Raw genomic sequence first — 20,426 nt, 5'->3', positions numbered from 1 at the left:
AAAAGATGGAATATTTTATTCTTCGGCAAGATCTAAGCATTCTCAATCCAATCATCCCTTTGAAAACGGACCTCGATGAAAACTTTGTCTGTTCTTCTGTATTCGGGGAAGTGGTAGAAAAAGAGAATGCGGTATATCTAGATTATTTAGACAAGCCTCGAAGAATCGTGTCTGATGATTTAAAAGCGCTGTTAATGAAATACGAGGATAACTTAGGTTTTACAGCTATTGTCTTTACGGATGTCAAGAAAGGGACACAGCGCGTGTATTGGCTTATGGATATAGTGAAAAAGGACTGTATTTCTCATGAAACCGCTTATTATCCTGACGGAGGAATAAAAGAGCTAGTGATAGACCCCAAGAAAGTGGAACTGGATTGTATTTTTGAAGTCGCAGGCCAAAAGGAAGCTTTCACCGTCATCAATTTAGATGTAGCAGAAAGTATATTGCGACGCCCCTTTCTTGGGATTCAGTTGCAGCGAGTAAGATTGGAAAGTAAGTAATTTTAATAAATCATTTGTTGCTATGTACTGTTAAAGCGGAAATTTATTACAAATGATAGGAAGGGAAGGATATTTAATGGCTCAAGTTGTAGAAAATTTGGAGACAGAAGGTTCGGAACAAGAGCAATTTAGTTATGTAGTACATGGCGCAATCATTGCCTGTGAGCATGGTAGCCACCTCAATTATTTAAATTTGCCGCAAGATCATGGTGTTTATATTAAAGAGAAAGCTGTAATGAATGTTGGGGATCGAAACCCTGATAACATCCCAACCTTTGGTGTTTGCTTAAAGTTGAAAAAACCATGTACACCTGTATGCTCCATCGACTGGATGGAAGGGATGGAAAATGTCAATATCGAGGGGAAGCAAGCGTTACTTAATCGTTGTCATACGCAATGCTCTGCAGGCGGAGGCAAAATCGATATTGTTCATGATGGGCAAGAGGACTTAGAAATACCGAAACAAGGTTTTTAAAGAATAGATTGATTGAAAGGAGGTAAGCAATGAAAGCGCTAGGAGAAAAAGAAGTCCACATGATTAGTACGTATGAGGATCTTGTAGTCGAATGGCCTTATCCACTTATTCATTTAGACAAACTAACAATAAAACATAAAGGTAATGATCATGCGAGGTTGTCCTTTACCGGAATGATTGCTGAAGAGCAAGCGCAAAAGTATATTCAGCGAGTTAGTCATACAGATGAGATTGTTGTGAAATTTGGACGAGATAAGAGCATATTGTTCTCAGGAAGAATTGAAAATGCAGAGTTACAGGCATCTCAAGGTGTGCACACGGTCACAGTAGAGGCAGTGTCATTTACAGCAAATCTGGATATTGAGAAGCGCTCACGTTCTTTTCAAGATGCAAATATGACATATGTGGAGTTAATGGATAACATTGTGGAAGTCTATCCTCATGGGGATTACATTGACCATGCCTCTAATAGTCAAACCATTGGTCATATTGCGATTCAATATTTGGAAACGGATTGGGCATTTATTAAAAGAATGGCCTCCAATCTACATGCGGTTGTTTTTCCTGACCTAAAAGGGAAGGGTCCACGATTCTGGTTTGGTACACCTCAAAGCAGGAAAAGCATAACGATTGATCATCTTCCTTCCATATTACGTATGGATGTCGATACGTATCGGTTGATTACAGAAAATGATGGTTCGGATGTAAGCGAAGCTGATTATACATTTTGTGAGTTTGAAAGCACAGAGGCCTTTGAGCTAGGCACTTCGGTGCAATTAAAGGGAAGGCCCTATATTATAACGGTTCGAGAAGTCCATCTTGATGATGGTGTATTAAAGTTTCAATATACTGCACAACCAGAGAAAAGTATTCGCCAACGATTGGTACGCAATTTAGATTTGATTGGGGCAGCTTTTACAGGAAAGATTATTGATGTCACGCAAAACACCGTTAAAATTCATTTAGATATCGATAAAAAACAGGATAAAGAAAAAGCGCACTGGTTTGCTTATTCAGCAGATGCTAACGGTGTGATGTATTTAATGCCGCAAAAAGGTGCACGTGCCCAATTACATTTTCCAAGTGCTGTGGAAGAAGATGCCATTGTGATTAGCTCGGTACGCGTTAATCCAGCCACACCTGAGGGTGGACAAAAACAAACGAAGAAAATGGCAGACACGACCGTGAAATCATTAGCGACCAACGCGGGAAAAGATATGACATTAGGTGTTGGAGATATTACCTTTAGTGCAGTAGATGGCGTTTTGGACCTTAAGATGGATGATGGAGAAGGTGTAACATTTCAAAGTAACAGTACCATCATGCTAGCGGCAGATGAAACACTTGAAATAAGTGGAATGAAAGAGCTATCTGTAGAGGCGGAGGAATGGATTGCTATTTCAGCGAAGGAGCAAAGTCATGTAATCCTTGCAGCTGACACGCAGTTAATTAGTACACTGATTGATCAAGAGGGTACGGAGAAGCAAAGCCAACCACCGAAGCTAAATGAAGAAGCAATCGAAGCTACAACAAAAGTGGACGTCATTTTCCCACAAAAAGCAGAGCAGAAGAAAGAGAAAAAAGGCTTCTTTAGTAAGCTGCTTGATAATGTTAGTTTAGCGTTAGATGTCGCTGGATTTATTCCGGGTATCGGGACCATTGCAGATATTGCGAATGCAGGTATTAGCTTGGCAAGAGGAGACTATATGGGAGCAGCCATGAACTTAGTGGGCGCAGTTCCAATAGTGGGCGATGCAGCAAAAACTGCTTACAAGGTCAATAAAGCCGCAAAAGTAGCAGAGGCAGCAAGTAAAACCGCCAAGGCTGCGGATAAGGCAGTGGATGCCTCAAAAGCAGTAAAAGGGTTGAAAGCGGCCTATACAAAAGTATCACAAACGCTAGATACAGTTTCGGCGTTAGCCAACAAAGGCTCTAAAGGCGTGAAGACAGCCGCGGATAAAGTTATCGCCTCGATGGATGAAGTGCTAGCTGTTTCGAAGGCAGTAGACGGTATGAAGGCTATGGCCAAAACAGAGCTGACGAAATTTAATCATGGGGTATTAAAGAAGTTTAATTGTACAAAAGGATTAAGTGATAAATTCTGTAAAAAGGGCTTTGAACCTGTTGATTTAATCACAGGGCGTATGATTTATGAAGGTGTCGATTTTGAACTACCTGGACCTATCCCACTATCATGGGAACGTGCTTGGTACAGTGATAGTAGTCGTGTTGGCTTGTCAGGTCATGGTATGCACTTTATATATGATTTAGCCTTAGAGATATTTGAGGAAGAAGACCTGATTGGGATTGTTGTGACAGATGGTCGCGCAGTAGGATTTCCAATTTTACCAATAAATTTGTCATATTTTAATAAAAAAGATAGAATGACCCTGAAAAATACAGGTGAGGAATATCATTTATTTGAGCATGACACACGGCTGACTTATGTATTTGAACAAACAACAGAGACAACATACCGATTAAAAGAAGTAAGAAATGAGCAAGAGCATCATATTCAATTTGCATATAACCTGAAAGGCTTCTTATCTCAAGTAACGGATAGTGTAGGGCGAGTATTAGACGTTACGACCAATGAAGCGGGCAGAATGACAGAAGTCGCCCTACGTAACCAGATGAGTCGTGAAGTTTTAGTTCGCTATGTTTACAACGATGGCCAAGATTTAATCGAAGTCCAAGATGCATTAGGGCAAAGTACGCATATACAATATGTGAATCATCTCATGATGCAAAAAATAGATCGCAATAAAAATAGCTTCTTCTGGCGCTATGATGGTCCAACGACAGGGGCACGAGTAGTCAAAACATGGGGAGATGGCAATGTTCTTGCAGGTGAGCTTACATATCACGAGGGCTATAACGAAATTACAAATAGCTTAGGCCATAAAAGCTATTACTATTTTAATGAAGATAATCTCTGTACAAAAATTGTTCATCCAGATGGTAGTGAGGTCAGCTATGACTATAATGAGGACTTTGAATTACTGCAAGAAGTAGATGAAGATGGACGCACAACAACATTCAGCTATGATGAATGGGCAAACCCGATAAAGATGACTTTAGCTGATGGCAGTACATTATCCTCGCTACATGATGACAAGGATCGATTGATTCAGGCAGTGAACGCAGAGGGTGGAAGTCGTCAATGGATCTATAATGAGGACGGTACATTACAGGCAACTATTTTAGAGGATGATACAAAAACGGAATTTTCCTATAATGAGCATCGTTTGATTGAAACAGTGACAAATGCGCAAGGTCATGTGGTAAGCTTAGCTTATGATGCTGATCTAAACCTGAGTCAGGTGACATTGCCAGACGGGACGAGTTCCACATGGACATATGACCGTCGTGGTAACTGTACATCAACGACCAATCCGCTAGGGGCTACAGAAAAATTCCGTTACGATAACTTGAATCGCCTTGTACGGGCAAATCTTTCAGATGGAAACGACGTTCAATTAAAGTACAATGCCTATGACGATATTGTTATTGCAAGGGATAACCATACGCAAGTAGCCTTTGATTACACCATTCTTGGCAGTTTAATATCCCGAGAACAAGGTGGAAAGAAAGTCAAATTCAACTATGACACAGAGGAGCAGTTAACCGCTGTCATCAATGAAAAAGGCGAAGCGTATCAGTTTGAACGCGATACGAAAGGGAATATCATCAAGGAAATTGGCTTTGATGAGGTTGAAAGAACGTATGAGCGAAGTCCAGCAGGATTGGTTCAGAGAATTCAACGACCGGGTGATCGTTGGACAACATATCAGCATGATGGTCTAGGGAATGTCATCCGTGCTGATTATTATGATGATACTTGGGAAACGTTTGGCTATGACAAAAATGGGTCGTTAATTCAAACTGAAAATGAGCATGTGACAGTAAAGTTCGAGCGAGATTCATCTGGACAAGTGATCAAAGAGTGGCAGAATGACCATTGGATTGCGAGTAGTTATGATGAATTAGGCAATCGCTCCCAAATAACAAGCAGCCTCGGTGCCAAAATCGATGTCACGCGTAATGAGCTGGGCAATATCTTACAAATGACTGCCTCTCGCTCCGAACAAGCCCAGTGGACAGCCTCGATGCAGTACAATGAACTTGGTCAAGAGATTGAGCGAATCCTGCCAGGGGATGTCATTAGTAAATGGCAATATGATATAACTGGTAGACCGACACACCATCGCGTAAGTAGTCAAAACCGCGATACACGAAGACGCGTGTACAATTGGGATGTGAATCACCAATTACGCAGCATGGTCAATGAGCTAACGGGTATAAAAGTGACGTACGGTTACGATGAATTTAGTAACCTCGTATGGTCTAATCAAGGCGGTCAATTTGATTTCTTATACCGCAGCGTCGATGATGTCGGCAATCTATATGAAACAAAAGACAAAAAAGATCGTGTCTATGGCGCTGGTAGTAGATTACTAGAAACGAAAGATGCCAGATTCTCCTATGACGAAGAAGGCAATCTCATAGAGAAAGTCGAAAAGAATGGTGATACGTGGAAGTATGAGTACTATGGCAATGGAATGATGGCGAAGGTCGTTCGTCCAGATCTCACAGAAGTTACTTTCAAGTATGATTCATTAGGTAGGCGGATAGAGAAGCGTTCTGAAGGTAGAGCCACTCATTTTGTGTGGGATAGCAATACGATTTTGCATGAGTATTTCTCGCAGGGAAATTCTGTGGAGAATGCCTCACAGACAGAAGCCGATATCGCAGAAAATCTAGTGACATGGGTATTCAATGATGGCTTTGTCCCTTCTGCAAAAATCACGAATGACGGATACTACAGCATTATTAGTGATTATCTAGGAACGCCTGTCAAAGCTTATGATGAACAAGGTCATAAGGTTTGGTCGGCTGAGCTTGATGTATATGGACGAGTGAAGGAATTTACGGGTGAGAAAGATTTCATCCCATTTAGATATCAAGGGCAGTATGAAGATATTGAAATAGGCTTGTATTATAACGGATTCCGATACTATGACCCAGAGCAAGGGAATTATACGCAAGTTGACCCGATTGGACTGGCTGGTGGTAATCCTACTTTGTATGGCTATGTCGGGGATACGAATGTTATAATTGACCCATTAGGATTAAAGCCAAAACCTAAATTTAATTTTACTGAGTTATCAGGAGATAAACCTCTTTCGTTAAATCCGAATGAAATTTATTTTATGCAGAGCAATATCAAAAATAGTACAGGTCCATTTACAGTTTTAGAAAATGCCGCATCATTAAAAAATGGTTTACTTAAAGTAAGTGATTTGCCTACAGTAAACGTTTGGAAAGATGTGGATGGTAAGATATGGACGCTAGATCATAGAAGACTTGCCGCATTTAGACTAGCAAATATTGATGAAATTCCAGTAAACTGGGCTAGTAGAAGACAGGTGAAGGATCAATGGCGTAAAATGTCAACTAAGAATGGAGGAACATCAATTGTTCTGAAGATGGAAGATGGTACTAGACAAGTAATTTGTAAGAAAAAATAAAAGTAAAATTGATAGTAAAAATTGAAAGGGGAGAATTGTATGGATTGGTTTGACAAAATTGAAAGCGTTTCAAATAAGCAACAGTTCTTAGAATTTGTAAATTTATTATCAGCTGATTATAAAAAGAATAGAGATGAATGGGAGAATAAATCTATAGATTTATTCCTTCAAGCCATTGAGGGTTGGATGGAAGACATGGAAGGATTCTATGAAAATTCTGGTCTAGATACACCTAAAAATATCGATTGGAACTTTTTGGCGAATATGTTGTATGTGGGTAAAATCTATGAGTAAAAAGTCTACTCTAAAAAATATTGCCAGATGGACAAAAGCAATGGAAAAGAGGTTGGATTTAAGGATTCAAGGAGCTGTAAGATAAATGAATTATGATAAACTTAGTAAAGAGGTGGCATATGCTCTACGCCATTCTCCGGGAAAGTATGAATTAGAGTTAGATGCTAATGGGTGGGTTTCAGTTGATCAATTGTTAGAATCATTAAGAAAATCTGATAAATGGTCTCGCATTGAGATTGATGATTTGAAAAAAATGATTGAGAAGTCAGAAAAGAAGCGTTACGAAATTTTAGATGATAAAATAAGAGCGTTTTATGGACATTCGACTCCTATGAAAATTCAAAAAAAGGAAATGAAGCCACCTAGTACACTTTATCATGGAACTAGTCGTCGTTTTCTTGAGTCAATAATAAAGAATGGCTTGGTTCCAAAAACAAGGCAATATGTTCATTTATCTGAAGACATTCATACAGCTATCTTAGTAGGTAAAAGGAGAGACACTGCCCCTATAGTTTTAAAAATCAATTCAGAAGATGCATATAAAAATGGTGTGAAATTTTATTTTGCGCATGAAACGATATGGTTAGCAGATGCTATATCGTATGATTTTATCAGCTACTAAAAATATTAACAGTACAGAAATCTACAATATGTAGCAGAGAAATAAAACACATGTATATGGTATTATCCCATGTGCATGTGTTTTTATTGTTAGTAGTAATATACTCCTTCTCTATTTCCTGATATTTCAAACGCATTACTTATTTTATCTCTAAAAACTAATCTCGCTTCCACTATTATGACCCCAGCATTGGCACGTACACACAGATAGATTCGACTGGGTTAAGTGGCGGAACGGCTTTGTATGGATATGTAAAAGATACAAATACACAATTAGACCCGCTTGGATGGATATCTGTTTATCGAGCATTAACTAATGCCCAAGAGTCTCAAATAATAAGCCAATTATTCCTAAAAATAGTACTGCTAATTTTACAATTCAGGAGCATATTGGTAATGGTAAATTGAGGACCCCATATTTATCAACTACGAAAAAGAAACGTATTGCTGAGTTTTATGGACAATCAAATACAATTATTGCTATTGATACTGATGAGTTAGACTTTAACAAAGTTTTTGATGTATCTAATGAGATTGATCCTCAAACAGGTAAACGTTTAAAAATCCAGCATATAGCTATGAAAAGAAAGATGCTGAGGTTCTGGTACAAGGTGAAATACATAAAAGTGCCTATACTATTCATAAAAAGGGAAGGTGCCGTTAAATTATGAAAATAGATTATCGAAGTGAAATCGACAAAATTAGAGATTCTTTAAAGAACTACTACAATGAGCAATTCAAAAGTGAAGAGGAAGATTACATTGAAAACAAAAAGACTAAAGAACAAATAAAAAAATTAATAATTCAAGTTTATAATGATAGTACTCTATCTGAAGCAAACAAAGGGGATGTAATAAAAGTAGCGGTAGAACTTCTGGCAAAGAATACAGGTTGTGTAGAAGACGTAGTGATTGCTGAAGATATTCTTGATAGTCTTTTTAATGATATGAAAATACTAAGTCAGGAAAATATTGATAATTTTTACGAGCAATATTCAAGCAAAAGATGGCGATAAGGATAGGGTCATTCTCAAAAAGAAGACGTCAGTTTAGAAAAGTAAAAATGAAGCCCATGTACAAATAGAAAATAGACTCGCCATGACTTTTCATGTCATAACAAGCCTATTTTCTATTATTTTGTTTTAGCGATGAGTATTTAATATCGAAAATTAGGTCTTTTGGTGAACGAGGAGATTGCGATTATTAGTTTGGTTATGATAACTTGAATCGCCTTGTACGAGCCAACCTTTCCGATGGTAACGACGTTCAATTAAAGTACAATGCCTATGACGATATTATTTTTGCGAAAGATAGCCATACGCAAGTTGCCTTTGATTACACGATTCTAGGCAGCCTAACGTCTCGAAAACAAGGTGGCAAGAAAGTACAATTCACCCTATGATACAGAAGAACAATTAACCGCTGTGATCAATGAGAAAGGCGAAGCATACACCTTTGAACGCGATACCAAAGGCAATATTATCAAGGAAAACGGCTTTGATAACATGGAAAAAGTGTATGAGCGAAGCCTCGCAGGATTCGTGCAACGGGTTCAACGGCCAGGAAATCGTTGGACAGCGTATCAGCACGATGCGCTAGGGAATATTATTCGCTCTGACTACTATGATGGTACGTGGGAAACTTTTAGCTATGACAAAAATGGCTCATTACAAGAAACGGAAAATGAGCATGTAACCGTCAAGCTAGAACGAGACCCATCTGGGCAAGTTATCAAAGAGTGGCAAAATGACCATTGGATTGCCAGTAGCTATGACGACTTAGGCAATCGCTCCCAAATGACAAGTAGCCTCGGTGCTAAAATCGATGTCACGCGTAATGAGCTGGGCAATGTCTTGCAAATGACAGCCTCTCGCTCCGAACAAGCCCAGTGGACAGCCTCGATGCAGTACAATGAACTTGGGCAAGAGATTGAGCGAATCCTGCCAGGGGATGTTATTAGTAAATGGCAATATGATATAACTGGTAGACCGACACACCATCGCGTAAGTAGTCAAAACCGCGATACGCGAAGACGCGTGTACAATTGGGATGTAAATCATCAATTACGCAGCATGGTCAATGAGCTAACGGGTATAAAAGTGACGTACGGTTACGATGAATTTAGTAACCTCGTATGGTCTAATCAAGGTGGTCCATTTGATTTCTTATACCGTAGCGTCGATGATGTCGGCAATCTATATGAAACAAAAGACAAAAAGGATCGTGTCTATGGCGCTGGTAGTAGATTACTTGAAACGAAAGATGCCCAACTCTCTTATGATGAAGAAGGAAATCTCGTAGAGAAAGTCGAAAAGAATGGTGATACGTGGAAGTATGAGTATTATGGCAATGGGATGATGTCGAAGGTCATTCGTCCAGACGAGAGAGAAATTTCTTTCAAGTATGATTCGCTAGGTAGACGGATAGAGAAGCGTTCTGAGGATAAGGCGACTCATTTTGTATGGGATGGCAATACGATTCTGCATGAGTGGCATGAACGTAGCGATGCTTGTGAAACTAATATTCAGAATATATCTTCAAGTAAAACTAACATTGATAATAGTCTTATAACTTGGATTTTCAATGAAGGTACATTTATTCCTTCTGCAAAAATTACAAGAGAAGGGATTTATAGTATTATTAGTGATTATCTGGGTACACCTTCTGAAGCCTACGATACTAATGGTAATAAAGTTTGGTCCAATGAGTTAGATATTTATGGTCAGACAAAAGAGTTTACCTGTGACAAGAATTTTATACCATTCCGATATCAAGGGCAATACGAGGATGAAGAAACTGGCCTTTACTACAACAGATTTAGATATTATTCACCAACTGAGGGTATGTATACACAAAAGGATCCCATTGGGCTTAAAGGGGGTTTGATCTTATATGGATATGTACAAGATACAAATAACTCAATAGATATTTTTGGTCTTTCTTGTACTAAAGAGTTAAGAAAAAATATGAACAAAGCTAATCGTGAGTTAAGAAAGAATGAAGGGTACATGAAACGTGCTTGGCATAAGTATAAAGGTTCAGCAGCTCATCATATTGTAGCGGGGGATCATTCAAACGTACACGCAGGAAGAACAAGAGAAATCTTGAAAAGACTTAAGATAGATGTCAACAGTGCAGAAAATGGTGTTTATTTGAAACATGTAGATCCAAATAGTTTACAACCTGGTGCTTATCATAGAGTAATTCATACCAACGAATATTTTAAAAATGTTTATAATAGGTTAGACATGGCTGAAAAATTGGGCGGAGCGAAAGCAAGAGAGGCAGTCTTGACTGAGTTAGAAAATATAAGGAATGATTTATTATTCAACGTTAAAATTTGGTGAAAGGGGATTTTATAATGAAAATATTTAAAATAGAGAATGATTTTAGTTTTAAAGATCTAACTTTTTTGAATGAGGAGGATATTAGTCTTTTTTCTAGTTTTACGGGACAAAAAATTATTCTGGATTGGAAAGAAGAGATTTTTGGAATCTCTGAAGATAAACATACAAGAGGAAAATTGTTAGATTTTGATTCACGCTGTTATGGAGATACATTAATAATAAAAGCGAAATTTAAAAATCTTTTTATTGAAAAATTTTCTGACATTATAGAAATTTTCCCAATAAAAATCAAAGGTATTTCAGAAGATTATATTTATATAAATGTAACAAATGTGGTCACAGCAATTAATTTTGATGGTTTAGATTTGCAGGAATCCCTTGAAATGATGCGGAGCAAGAACATCAGATTTAAATTAGAAAGTTTAGAAAATGAAATTATATTTAGAGACACTAAAATTAATTCAAGCTATTATTGTACTCAAAAGTTTATAGACTTTATTGAAGAAAACAAAATTAATGGATTGTACTTTGAGGAGATAGGGACAGCTAAGTGAAAATTAGAATAGGATAAGTGAGGGTTACTTTAAAAATTCATTATTTTCATTGTTTTTTATATTACCTAATATGCTATGAAGAGAATTATTTCTCTTCATAGTCACTATAATGGTTACCATTAATGAATGTATCTGAAGTGTCTAGATTCAAAAAAGTTAATTCTCCCAGCTCACAGACAGAGTTAGTAAGTTTTAATATTGCAAACTGCTTTTCATTAAAATTCACAATGATATTAAGAAAGTTGTCTAAGTCTTCCACAGTAATACCTTCTTCCTTCATTTCTTTCTCGGTAATAAAATCATCTATATGGTAAGAAATATCAATAGCATCCATAAGAAGTAGCTTTTCAAACGCATCGTATATTTTATCTCCAAAAACTAATGCCATTAATTCGCATTCTTTTGATTTTTTAATTTGAATGAAAAGGGATCGTAATATGTATTGTAATGAATATTTCATAATTGAATCAAAATCTTTTTCGACAATACCAGCTTGGATGTTAAGTGAAATTTCTTGAATCACATCTGTATGGAAGTTATTTAAAATAGATTTATAAATAGGATGACTAATTTCCTCTAAGGTGTCATTCCAAATTCTCATGTTCTCTTCAAAAGGCATCATTTTATTATTCCTCCAATATTTTTTGTTTAATTTTACCATATTAATATTGGATAATACAGTTAATTTAAATAAACAATTTTATGGATAATATCTGTCGAGCTTTGACGAATTCGTATGGGATGGAAATACGATTCTGCATAAGTATTTGTCACAGGATAATTCTGATACATTGGAAAATTCAGTGGAGAATGCCTCGCAGACAGATGCCGATATCGCAGATAATCTAGCGACATGGGTATTCAATGATAGCTTTGTCCCTTCAGCAAAAATCACGAATAAAGGTAGCTACAGTATTATTAGTGATTATCTTGGAACACCTGTCGAAGCTTATGATGAACAAGGTCATAAGGTTTGGTCGGCTGAGCTTGATGTATATGGTAGAGTGAAAGAATTTACAGGTGAGAAAGACTTTATTCAATTCCGTTATCAAGGACAGTATGAAGATGTAGAAATTGGCTTGTATTATAACCGATTCCGATACTATGACCCAGAGCAAGGGAATTATACGCAGGTTGACCCGATTGGGCTTGCGGGTGGGAATCCTACTTTGTATGGATATGTCGGGAACCCAAATAATTCAATTGATACATTTGGTTTAGCCCCAAAATTTCCAATGCTACCAGGTGTGAATTTATCAGAATTGAACTTAATTATGTATAAACCTACAAAAGTAACACCAATAAATGGATCGTATTATCAAGGGATAGAACGTGCTTGGGAATTAGAAAAAGATTTGGTTGGAAAAACAGGGCATGGAACTCACCCTTGGAATGAAGCAGAAATAGAAGAACTAAAAAGCCGTGGAAAAGTGAGTGGTTATACAGGGCATCATATTACTAATCATAAAAACGGTGCTTTAGGGAATGCTTGGAAGGGGGATCCAAGAAATATTAGATTTTTACCTAATGCTAAACATGGTGGAGGATACAATAAACATTTATATGGAGAGAGAGGACATAGAGGAAGTTATACCAATGCTACTACTGGTAGACTAATTGATCGCCAAGCAATGATAGATAGATATAACAGTGAAGGGAGCTGTAAAAAACGATGAAGTACCTAGCTCGTTCAATTTCTAAGCTGGAAAATGCCAATAAGATAAAATGTTTAGGAACATCTACAGAAACAAAACAGGAATTAAGAAAAATTTTCAAACTCCCAATTTTAAGCCCAGGACTTTTAAAATGGTATAGTGATTTACCAAAATCTAAAGACATAATGTTTTATTGGACTAACGATTTCTATATATTTGGTATGGAAAATCTATTAGTTGCTTTAGAAGGTTACAGGTATATTAGAGAAGATAAAGGTTGGATAGATGTTTCAAAGACAATGAAATGGAATGAAAATTGGATTATTATTTCCAGTTGGAGTGGAAATCCAGTGATTGCCGATATAAGTAAAGTTGAAACTCCAATTTATTACGATTATGTTGGAGGAGATTTTTCACCAAAACTATTAGTAGATTCACTAGAAAAATTTGACTATTTTTTATCTGTTTGGCTTGATAAACATGATGATAGATACTATAAAAGCGGTGAATATCAATCAAACTTTTTTGATTTAATGGAGAAAGAGTGGAAAGCAAAGTTAAGTGATGGAGAAATTAAGAACATATGCGAGTTTCTCCCTATTGAGAAATCAAAAGAGAATTTTGCTCCAACTGAACAAAGAATTATAGAAAAAGTGAAAAAAATTTTTGTGTATCTTGAAGATCCAGGTGAAAATAAATCAAAAGTGATCCTAGCATTAAAAAAAGAAACAGGACTATCACTTGTTGAAATACGAAACCGATTAAATAATAATGGTTTTCTAATAGCTGAGGGATATGGGGAAAATACTTTAGTTTTAGCTGAATATTTTATTTCTTTAGGTGCAAAAGTAAGAATTGAGCAGAAATAAACCATTATATTGTCTTCTTTAGAAACTAAAATATAGAGGAATTTATTTTATCAAAAAGGGAATAGGGTAACACTCAAGTTCAGCAAAAATGAATCAAGAAGGAAGCTAAGGTCTGAATTCGGATAATATTCCTGAATCAGGCCTTTTAATTTTTTGTTGTTTTTTCGAAGACTCAGTATACGCAAGTCGTCTTTGACTATACGATTCTTGGCAGGCAGCTTAACATCCCGCAAACAAGGTGGCAAGAAAGTCCAATTCACCTATGATACAGAGGAGCAATTCACCGCTGTTATCAATGAAAAAGGTGAAGCATACACCTTTGAACGCGATACCAAAGGCAATATTATCAAGGAAAACGGCTTTGATAACATGGAAAAAGTGTATGAGCGAAGCCTCGCAGGATTCGTGCAACGGATGCAACGGCCAGGAAATCGTTGGACAGCGTATCAGCACGATGCGCTAGGAAATATTATTCGCTCTGACTACTATGATGGTACGTGGGAAACTTTTAGCTATGACAAAAATGGCTCATTACAAGAAATGGAAAATGAGCATGTAACCGTCAAGCTAGAACGAGACCCATCTGAGCAAGTCATCAAAGAGTGGCAAAATGACCATTGGATTGCCAGTAGCTATGACGACTTAGGCAATCGCTCCCAAATAACAAGCAGCCTTGGTGCCAAAATCGATGTTATGCGTAATGAGCTGGGCAATATCTTACAAATGACTGCCTTTCGCTCCGAGCAAGCCCAGTGGACAGCCTCGATGCAGTACAATGAACTCGGACAAGAGATTGAAAGAATCCTACCAGGGGATGTTATTAGTAAATGGCAATATGATATAACAGGTAGACCGACACATCATCGTGTAAGTAGTCAAAACCGCGATACGCGAAGACGCGTGTATAATTGGGATGTGAATCACCAATTACGCAGCATGGTCAATGAGCTAACGGGTGTAAAAGTGACGTACGGTTACGACGAATTTAGTAACCTCGTATGGTCTAATCAAGGCGGTCAATTTGATTTCTTATACCGTAGCGTGGACGATGTCGGAAATTTGTATGAAACAAAAGACAAAAAAGATCGTATCTATGGCGCTGGTAGTAGATTAATTGAAACGAAAGATGCCCAATTCTCTTATGATGAAGAAGGAAATCTCGTAGAGAAAGTCGAAAAGAATGGTGATACGTGGAAGTATGAGTACTATGGCAATGGAATGATGGCGAAGGTCATGAAGCCAGACAAGACAGAAGTTACGTTCAAGTATGATTCATTAGGTAGGCGGATAGAGAAGCGTTCTGAAGATAGAGCCACTCATTTTGTGTGGGATAGCAATAAGATTCTGCATGAGTATTTGTCACAGGATAATTCTGATACATTGGAAAATGCCTCACAGACAGAAGCCGATATCGCAGAAAATCTAGTGACATGGGTATTCAATGATGGCTTTGTCCCTTCTGCAAAAATCACGAATGACAGATACTACAGCATTATTAGTGATTATCTAGGAACACCTGTCGAAGCTTATGATGAACAAGGTCATAAGGTTTGGTCGGCTGAGCTTGATGTGTATGGGCGAGTGAATGAATTTACGGGTGAGAAAGATTTCATTCCGTTTAGATATCAAGGGCAGTATGAAGATATTGAAATAGGCTTGTATTATAACCGATTCCGATACTATGACCCAGAACAAGGGAATTATACCCAAATTGACCCGATTGGACTTATGGGGGATAATCCTACGTTGTATGGTTATGTCTGTGATCCAAATTTATGGATTGATCCGTTAGGGTTAATTAATTGGGGTGGGCTCTTAATTAATGCTGGGATAAATAAGCCTGAAGATTTAATAAAGCCTCATGGGCATCATATTGTGTTTAAAGGAAGTTTTGCACGTGATGCTAGGGGTCCTGTAGTTTCAGCAAGTCAACAGATACTTCGAAATTACGGAATTGATGTTGAGAGGAATTTAGCAAATTTAATGTGGGCTTCTAACATTAAAGGTGTTCATACATTAGAAAATGCGGAGAAGGTTTTAAAAAATCTTAAGAGAGTAGATAAAGTATTACAAAGCCGAATATCCAGAGGAGTGATTACTGACAGTAAGGCACAAGAAATAATGGAGGAAAAATTACAATTTATTGGTAAAAAAGTTTTTGATAAATGTTCAAAACGTAAGTAAATGAATCTACAATCGAGGAGGTCTTTAGTCCGTGGAGGGATTTTTTGATGAATTTGGAAAAAGGTTGGTCATAGCAGTTAGAAACGATTTTAAAGAATTGAAAAAGGTTATTGGAGAGGAGAGAATCTATGCTACTTGTTTGGTAACAGACAGTAATGCTATGACAGTATTTTTAGCGATAAATACTTATGAAAAAATGGAAAAAAAATATCATAAGTATTCTCAAGGGAAGTCATTTAATATAAAGGATGAAATCTTATATAAAACTGTCAAGTGGGTTCCTGCTGAATGGGAGTATGATGATAGCGACCTTGAACAGAGTGAAATGGAATTAGTATCAGACTATTTAGCTGAGAAGAGAGAAACCATTAAAGATAGTAGTTTTAGGGAGTTTGAAGAGAAATTTTATGAAACGATGACTGAAACATTACTTATATTACGGAATGAAGGCTTGTTTGGACATAAAAAAGATGACATTACAGTATTTATATCAATTTCTGATGACGAAAGAACAGAAATGGTTGAGAATTATTCTGCGGGCTTGTTGAACTCAGAAAATGTTAGTAGGGAATTCTTGAAAAGGTGGGAATGAAAACTGATGAATGCCTAATGAACTCAAATTGATGAACAAGGGTATCCAGAAGAAGATGGTTTAATACAGGGAAACTATCTATTTTCATATGGTGCCATATACGTATATACACAAATTCTTTTGATGGGAGTCTTTGCTTTTTTCAATAGAATTAACAGACAGTGAACAAAGTCCTTTTTATGATAATCAAAAGAATATTGTCAGCTTTCTTGAAGAATTTTTATACAAGATCACCGAAGATTCTGAGCACTTCCAACAGGATTAGTAGAAAAGATATTATACAAAGGCATTAAACCAAGACTAAAGAGGATAAGAAATTATTTGAAACAAGAGAGGCAATATTCTTTTATGATTTGAAGGTACTCTCCTTCAGAAGGTATATAAGATTAAGCATTTGACCAAAAAATATAAAGATTAAAACAGGATGTTCTATAGCTTTATCTGAATATATTTCGAACCTAACTAAAAGAGTAGCATAAATCCATAGAATTTGGATTATTGCTGCTCTTTTATTATAGTGCAAGTACTTTCAACAGTTTCCATTAAATATAGTCAACACTGAAACTCTCAGTTGAGAAAGACTTTTTTCCATTTCGTTATCAAGAGCAGTATCACGATTTGAGCAGTGGCTTGTATTATAATAGCTTCCGTTATTATGACCCAAGCACTGGCACATACACACAGATAGATCCGATTGGGTTAAGTGGCGGAATTGCTTTGTATGGATATGTAAAGGATACAAATATACAATTTGACCCGCTTGGATGGATAACCGTTTATCGAGCATTGACTGATGCCCAAGAGTCTCAAGCGTTAAATAATGAGCCAATTATTCCTAAAAATAGTACTGCTAATTATTCAATTCAGGAGCATATTGATGATGGTAATCTGAGGACCCAATATTTATCATCTACGAAAAAGAAACGTATTGTTGAGTTTTATGGACAATCAAATACAATTAATGCTATTGATACTGATAAGTTAGACTATAACAAATTTTTTGATGTATCTAATGGGATTGATCATCAAACAGGTAAGCGTTTTAGAAAACCAGCAGTTAACTATACAATGAAGGATGCTGAGGTCCTCATACAAGGTGAAATACCTAAAAGTGTCTATACTATTCATAAAAAGAGAAGGTATCGTTAAATTATGAAAATAAATTATCGAAGTGAAATCGACGAAATTAGAAATTCTTTAAAGAACTACTACAATGAGCAATTCAAAAGTGAAGAGGAAGATTACATTGAAAACAAAAAGACGAAAGAACACATAAAAAAATTAATAATTCAAGTTTATAATGATAGTACTCTGTCGGAAGCAGACAGAGGATATATAATAAAAATAGCGGTAGAACTTCTGGCAAAAAATACAGGTTGTGTAGAAGACGTAGTGATTGCTGAAGATATTCTTGATAGTCTTTTTAATGATATGAAAATACTAAGTCAGGAAAATATTGATAATTTTTACGAGCAATATTCAAGCAAAAGATGGCGATAAGGATAGGGTCATTCTCAAAAAGAAGACGTCAGTTTAGAAAAGTAAAAATGAAGCCCATGTACAAATAGAAAATAGACTCGCCATGACTTTTCATGTCATAACAAGCCTATTTTCAATTATTTTGTTTTAGCGATGAGTATTTAATATCGAAAATTAGGTCTTTTGGTGAACGAGGAGATTGCGATTATTAGTTTGGTTATGATAACTTGAATCGCCTTGTACGGGCTAACCTTTCCGATGGTAACGATGTTCAATTAAAGTACAATGCCTATGAAAATATTATTTTTGCGAAAGATAATCATAGGCAAGTAGCCTTTGATTACACCATTCTGGGCAGTTTAATATCCCGAGAACAAGGTGGAAAGAAAGTCAAATTCAACTATGACACAGAGGAGCAGTTAACCGCTGTCATCAATGAAAAAGGCGAAGCGTATCAGTTTGAACGTGATGCGAAAGGGAATATCATCAAGGAAATTGGCTTTGATGAGGTTGAAAGAACGTATGAGCGAAGTCCAGCAGGATTGGTTCAGAGAATTCAACGACCGGGTGATCGTTGGACAACATATCAGCATGATGGTCTAGGGAATGTCATCCGTGCTGATTATTATGATGATACTTGGGAAACGTTTGGCTATGACAAAAATGGGTCGTTAATTCAAACTGAAAATGAGCATGTGACAGTAAAGTTCGAGCGAGATTCATCTGGACAAGTGATCAAAGAGTGGCAGAATGACCATTGGATTGCGAGTAGTTATGATGAATTAGGCAACCGTTCCCAGATTACAAGTAGCTTAGGTGCAAAAATCGATGTCGCTCGCAATGAAATGGGAGATGTATCACAAATCACAGCCTCTAGCTCAGAGCAAGCGCATTGGACAGCATCAATGCAGTACAATGAACTCGGTCAAGAGATTGAAAGAATCCTACCAGGAGATGTCATCAGTAAATGGCAGTATGATGTGACAGGTAGACCTACACACCACCGAATAAGTAGTCAAAACCGAGATACACGAAGACGCGTGTATAATTGGGACGTCAATCATCGCTTACGAAGCATGGTAAACGAGTTAACAGGTGTAAAAGTTACCTATGGCTACGATGAATTCAGTAACCTCGTCTGGTCCAATCAAGGCGGTCAATTTGACTTCTTACACCGCAGTGTCGATGATGTCGGGAATTTGTATGAAACAAAAGAAAAGACAGATCGTGTCTATGGTTCCGGAAGTAGATTGCTTGAAACGAGAGAAGCAACATTCTCTTATGATGATGAAGGTAATCTGATTCAGAAAGTTGAGAAGAACGGTGATACGTGGGAGTACGAGTACTATGGCAATGGCATGATGTCGAAGGTCATCAAACCAGACAACGCAGAAGTTACTTTCAAATATGACTCGCTTGGTAGACGAATAGAGAAGTGCTCTGACGAGAAAACTATGAGATTCGTATGGGATGGGAATACTATTCTACATGAGTATTTCTCGCATAATAATTCAGATACATTTGAAAATATAGATGAGTATTCATCACAGAACGACTCAGAAATACCAGATAATCTAGTCACATGGGTGTTTAATGATGGGTTTGTACCTTCAGCTAAAATTACGAATGAAGGCAACTATAGTATTATTAGTGATTATCTTGGAACGCCTGTTGAAGCCTATGATGAACAAGGTAATAAGATTTGGTCAGCAGAACTTGATATTTATGGGCGAGTGAAAGAGTTCACAGGTGATAAAGACTTTATTCCATTCCGTTATCAAGGGCAGTATGAAGATGTAGAAATAGGATTGTATTATAATCGATTCCGATACTACTCTCCAACTGAAGTGATGTATACACAGAAGGATCCGATTGGTTTAAGTGGAAATAATCCAACATTGTATGGGTATGTGTATGATACAAATATTCAGATTGATCCATTTGGATTAATTTTGAAGCCAGAACCTGGTTATTTAAGAGGGAAAAGGCATGGATTGAAGCTATCAGACAAGGATGCTCAAATAACTTCAAATAATGATAAACTTCCACATGGAAAATGGGGAAATAAAAAGGATTTAGCATATGCGGGTGAATTAGCGGACACATTAGAACCAGGAGGATTCAAGGACTTCCCGGTAAATCCGGACAGCAAGAGTGTTGTATTTCATCCTAATGGTGATTCTAATGCACCAAAAGCACATCCACCAACACATTATAGATTAAGAAATAATGGAAACGGAACTTTCCATGGATTCCCTATTGATCATACAGCAGAAGAAATTAGAAACGATAGTCATGCAAAAGTTAAATGTCATTGAGGTGA

Annotated in this window: 16 protein-coding genes; 15 read left to right on the top strand and 1 reads right to left on the bottom strand. The window is 37.0% G+C overall.

Annotation, left to right across the window (positions count from 1 at the left end; all coding sequences use genetic code 11):
- Positions 1-5 precede the first annotated feature (5 nt).
- From MKY46_RS14720 to MKY46_RS14685, 8 genes are all read left to right on the top strand, one after another.
- Positions 6-503, top strand: coding sequence for a hypothetical protein (locus tag MKY46_RS14720; protein WP_051891604.1), 498 nt, complete (start codon positions 6-8; stop codon positions 501-503).
- 76 nt (positions 504-579) lie between these two features.
- Positions 580-978: a DUF4280 domain-containing protein gene (locus tag MKY46_RS14715; protein ID WP_051891603.1), complete on the top strand. Its 399-nt coding sequence runs from the start codon at positions 580-582 to the stop codon at positions 976-978.
- A 29-nt stretch (positions 979-1,007) separates the two neighbouring features.
- On the top strand, positions 1,008-6,509 hold the full coding sequence (locus MKY46_RS14710; RefSeq protein WP_340834655.1) for a DUF6531 domain-containing protein: 5,502 nt from the start codon (positions 1,008-1,010) through the stop codon (positions 6,507-6,509).
- Between the two features lie 39 nt (positions 6,510-6,548).
- On the top strand, positions 6,549-6,803 hold the full coding sequence (locus tag MKY46_RS14705; RefSeq protein WP_036116835.1) for a DUF7660 family protein: 255 nt from the start codon (positions 6,549-6,551) through the stop codon (positions 6,801-6,803).
- Positions 6,804-6,888: 85 nt separating this feature from the next.
- A complete protein-coding gene (locus tag MKY46_RS14700; protein ID WP_036116838.1) occupies positions 6,889-7,425 on the top strand; it encodes an RNA 2'-phosphotransferase in 537 nt (178 codons plus the stop codon).
- Positions 7,426-8,091: 666 nt separating this feature from the next.
- Positions 8,092-8,439 carry a hypothetical protein gene (locus MKY46_RS14695; RefSeq protein ID WP_340834653.1) on the top strand — a complete coding sequence of 116 codons (348 nt, stop codon included), beginning with the start codon at positions 8,092-8,094 and terminating at the stop codon, positions 8,437-8,439.
- A 357-nt stretch (positions 8,440-8,796) separates the two neighbouring features.
- Positions 8,797-10,770: an RHS repeat-associated core domain-containing protein gene (locus tag MKY46_RS14690; RefSeq protein ID WP_340834651.1), complete on the top strand. Its 1,974-nt coding sequence runs from the start codon at positions 8,797-8,799 to the stop codon at positions 10,768-10,770.
- 14 nt (positions 10,771-10,784) lie between these two features.
- Positions 10,785-11,324, top strand: coding sequence for a hypothetical protein (locus MKY46_RS14685; RefSeq protein ID WP_036127217.1), 540 nt, complete (start codon positions 10,785-10,787; stop codon positions 11,322-11,324).
- A gap of 85 nt (positions 11,325-11,409) precedes the next feature.
- Here MKY46_RS14685 and MKY46_RS14680 read toward each other — a convergent pair whose 3' ends face one another.
- Complete coding sequence (locus tag MKY46_RS14680; protein WP_340834648.1) at positions 11,410-11,946, bottom strand: hypothetical protein; 537 nt, start codon at positions 11,944-11,946, stop codon at positions 11,410-11,412.
- 169 nt (positions 11,947-12,115) lie between these two features.
- On the opposite strand from MKY46_RS14680, the gene MKY46_RS14675 reads away from it, so the two are divergent.
- The 7 genes from MKY46_RS14675 to MKY46_RS14645 all read left to right on the top strand — a co-directional run bounded on the left by MKY46_RS14675 (position 12,116) and on the right by MKY46_RS14645 (position 20,421).
- Complete coding sequence (locus tag MKY46_RS14675) at positions 12,116-13,000, top strand: RHS repeat-associated core domain-containing protein (RefSeq protein WP_340834646.1); 885 nt, start codon at positions 12,116-12,118, stop codon at positions 12,998-13,000.
- Entirely contained in the window at positions 12,997-13,848 is an 852-nt protein-coding gene (locus MKY46_RS14670) for a hypothetical protein (protein ID WP_036125854.1), read from the top strand. The genes MKY46_RS14675 and MKY46_RS14670 overlap by 4 nt, the downstream gene beginning before the upstream one ends.
- Positions 13,849-14,040: 192 nt before the next feature.
- Positions 14,041-16,032, top strand: a complete 1,992-nt coding sequence (locus MKY46_RS14665) for an RHS repeat domain-containing protein (RefSeq protein WP_340834643.1) — start codon at positions 14,041-14,043, stop codon at positions 16,030-16,032.
- A gap of 31 nt (positions 16,033-16,063) precedes the next feature.
- Positions 16,064-16,624 carry a DUF4303 domain-containing protein gene (locus MKY46_RS14660; RefSeq protein ID WP_036126892.1) on the top strand — a complete coding sequence of 187 codons (561 nt, stop codon included), beginning with the start codon at positions 16,064-16,066 and terminating at the stop codon, positions 16,622-16,624.
- A 558-nt stretch (positions 16,625-17,182) separates the two neighbouring features.
- The gene (locus MKY46_RS14655; RefSeq protein WP_080717142.1) at positions 17,183-17,773 is read left to right on the top strand and encodes an RHS repeat-associated core domain-containing protein; all 591 of its coding nucleotides are present in this window, start codon (positions 17,183-17,185) and stop codon (positions 17,771-17,773) included.
- Between the two features lie 3 nt (positions 17,774-17,776).
- Positions 17,777-18,124, top strand: coding sequence for a hypothetical protein (locus tag MKY46_RS14650; RefSeq protein ID WP_340834641.1), 348 nt, complete (start codon positions 17,777-17,779; stop codon positions 18,122-18,124).
- Between the two features lie 206 nt (positions 18,125-18,330).
- Entirely contained in the window at positions 18,331-20,421 is a 2,091-nt protein-coding gene (locus MKY46_RS14645; RefSeq protein ID WP_340834640.1) for an RHS repeat domain-containing protein, read from the top strand.
- The last annotated feature ends 5 nt before the right edge of the window (positions 20,422-20,426 follow it).

This window comes from Lysinibacillus sp. FSL M8-0355, from assembly GCF_038008985.1.
Classification (GTDB): Bacteria; Bacillota; Bacilli; order Bacillales_A; family Planococcaceae; genus Lysinibacillus; species Lysinibacillus fusiformis_D.
This window is presented reverse-complemented; position numbering and strand designations above follow the sequence as displayed.

Coding starts and splice junctions, on each gene's coding strand:
- MKY46_RS14705 (WP_036116835.1), top strand. CDS start 6,549: ATGGATTGGTTTGACAAAATTGAAAGCGTTTCAAATAAGCAACAGTTC.
- MKY46_RS14685 (WP_036127217.1), top strand. CDS start 10,785: ATGAAAATATTTAAAATAGAGAATGATTTTAGTTTTAAAGATCTAACT.
- MKY46_RS14700 (WP_036116838.1), top strand. CDS start 6,889: ATGAATTATGATAAACTTAGTAAAGAGGTGGCATATGCTCTACGCCAT.
- MKY46_RS14670 (WP_036125854.1), top strand. CDS start 12,997: ATGAAGTACCTAGCTCGTTCAATTTCTAAGCTGGAAAATGCCAATAAG.
- MKY46_RS14650 (WP_340834641.1), top strand. CDS start 17,777: ATGAAAATAAATTATCGAAGTGAAATCGACGAAATTAGAAATTCTTTA.
- MKY46_RS14710 (WP_340834655.1), top strand. CDS start 1,008: ATGAAAGCGCTAGGAGAAAAAGAAGTCCACATGATTAGTACGTATGAG.
- MKY46_RS14720 (WP_051891604.1), top strand. CDS start 6: ATGGAATATTTTATTCTTCGGCAAGATCTAAGCATTCTCAATCCAATC.
- MKY46_RS14715 (WP_051891603.1), top strand. CDS start 580: ATGGCTCAAGTTGTAGAAAATTTGGAGACAGAAGGTTCGGAACAAGAG.
- MKY46_RS14695 (WP_340834653.1), top strand. CDS start 8,092: ATGAAAATAGATTATCGAAGTGAAATCGACAAAATTAGAGATTCTTTA.
- MKY46_RS14680 (WP_340834648.1), bottom strand. CDS start 11,946: ATGATGCCTTTTGAAGAGAACATGAGAATTTGGAATGACACCTTAGAG.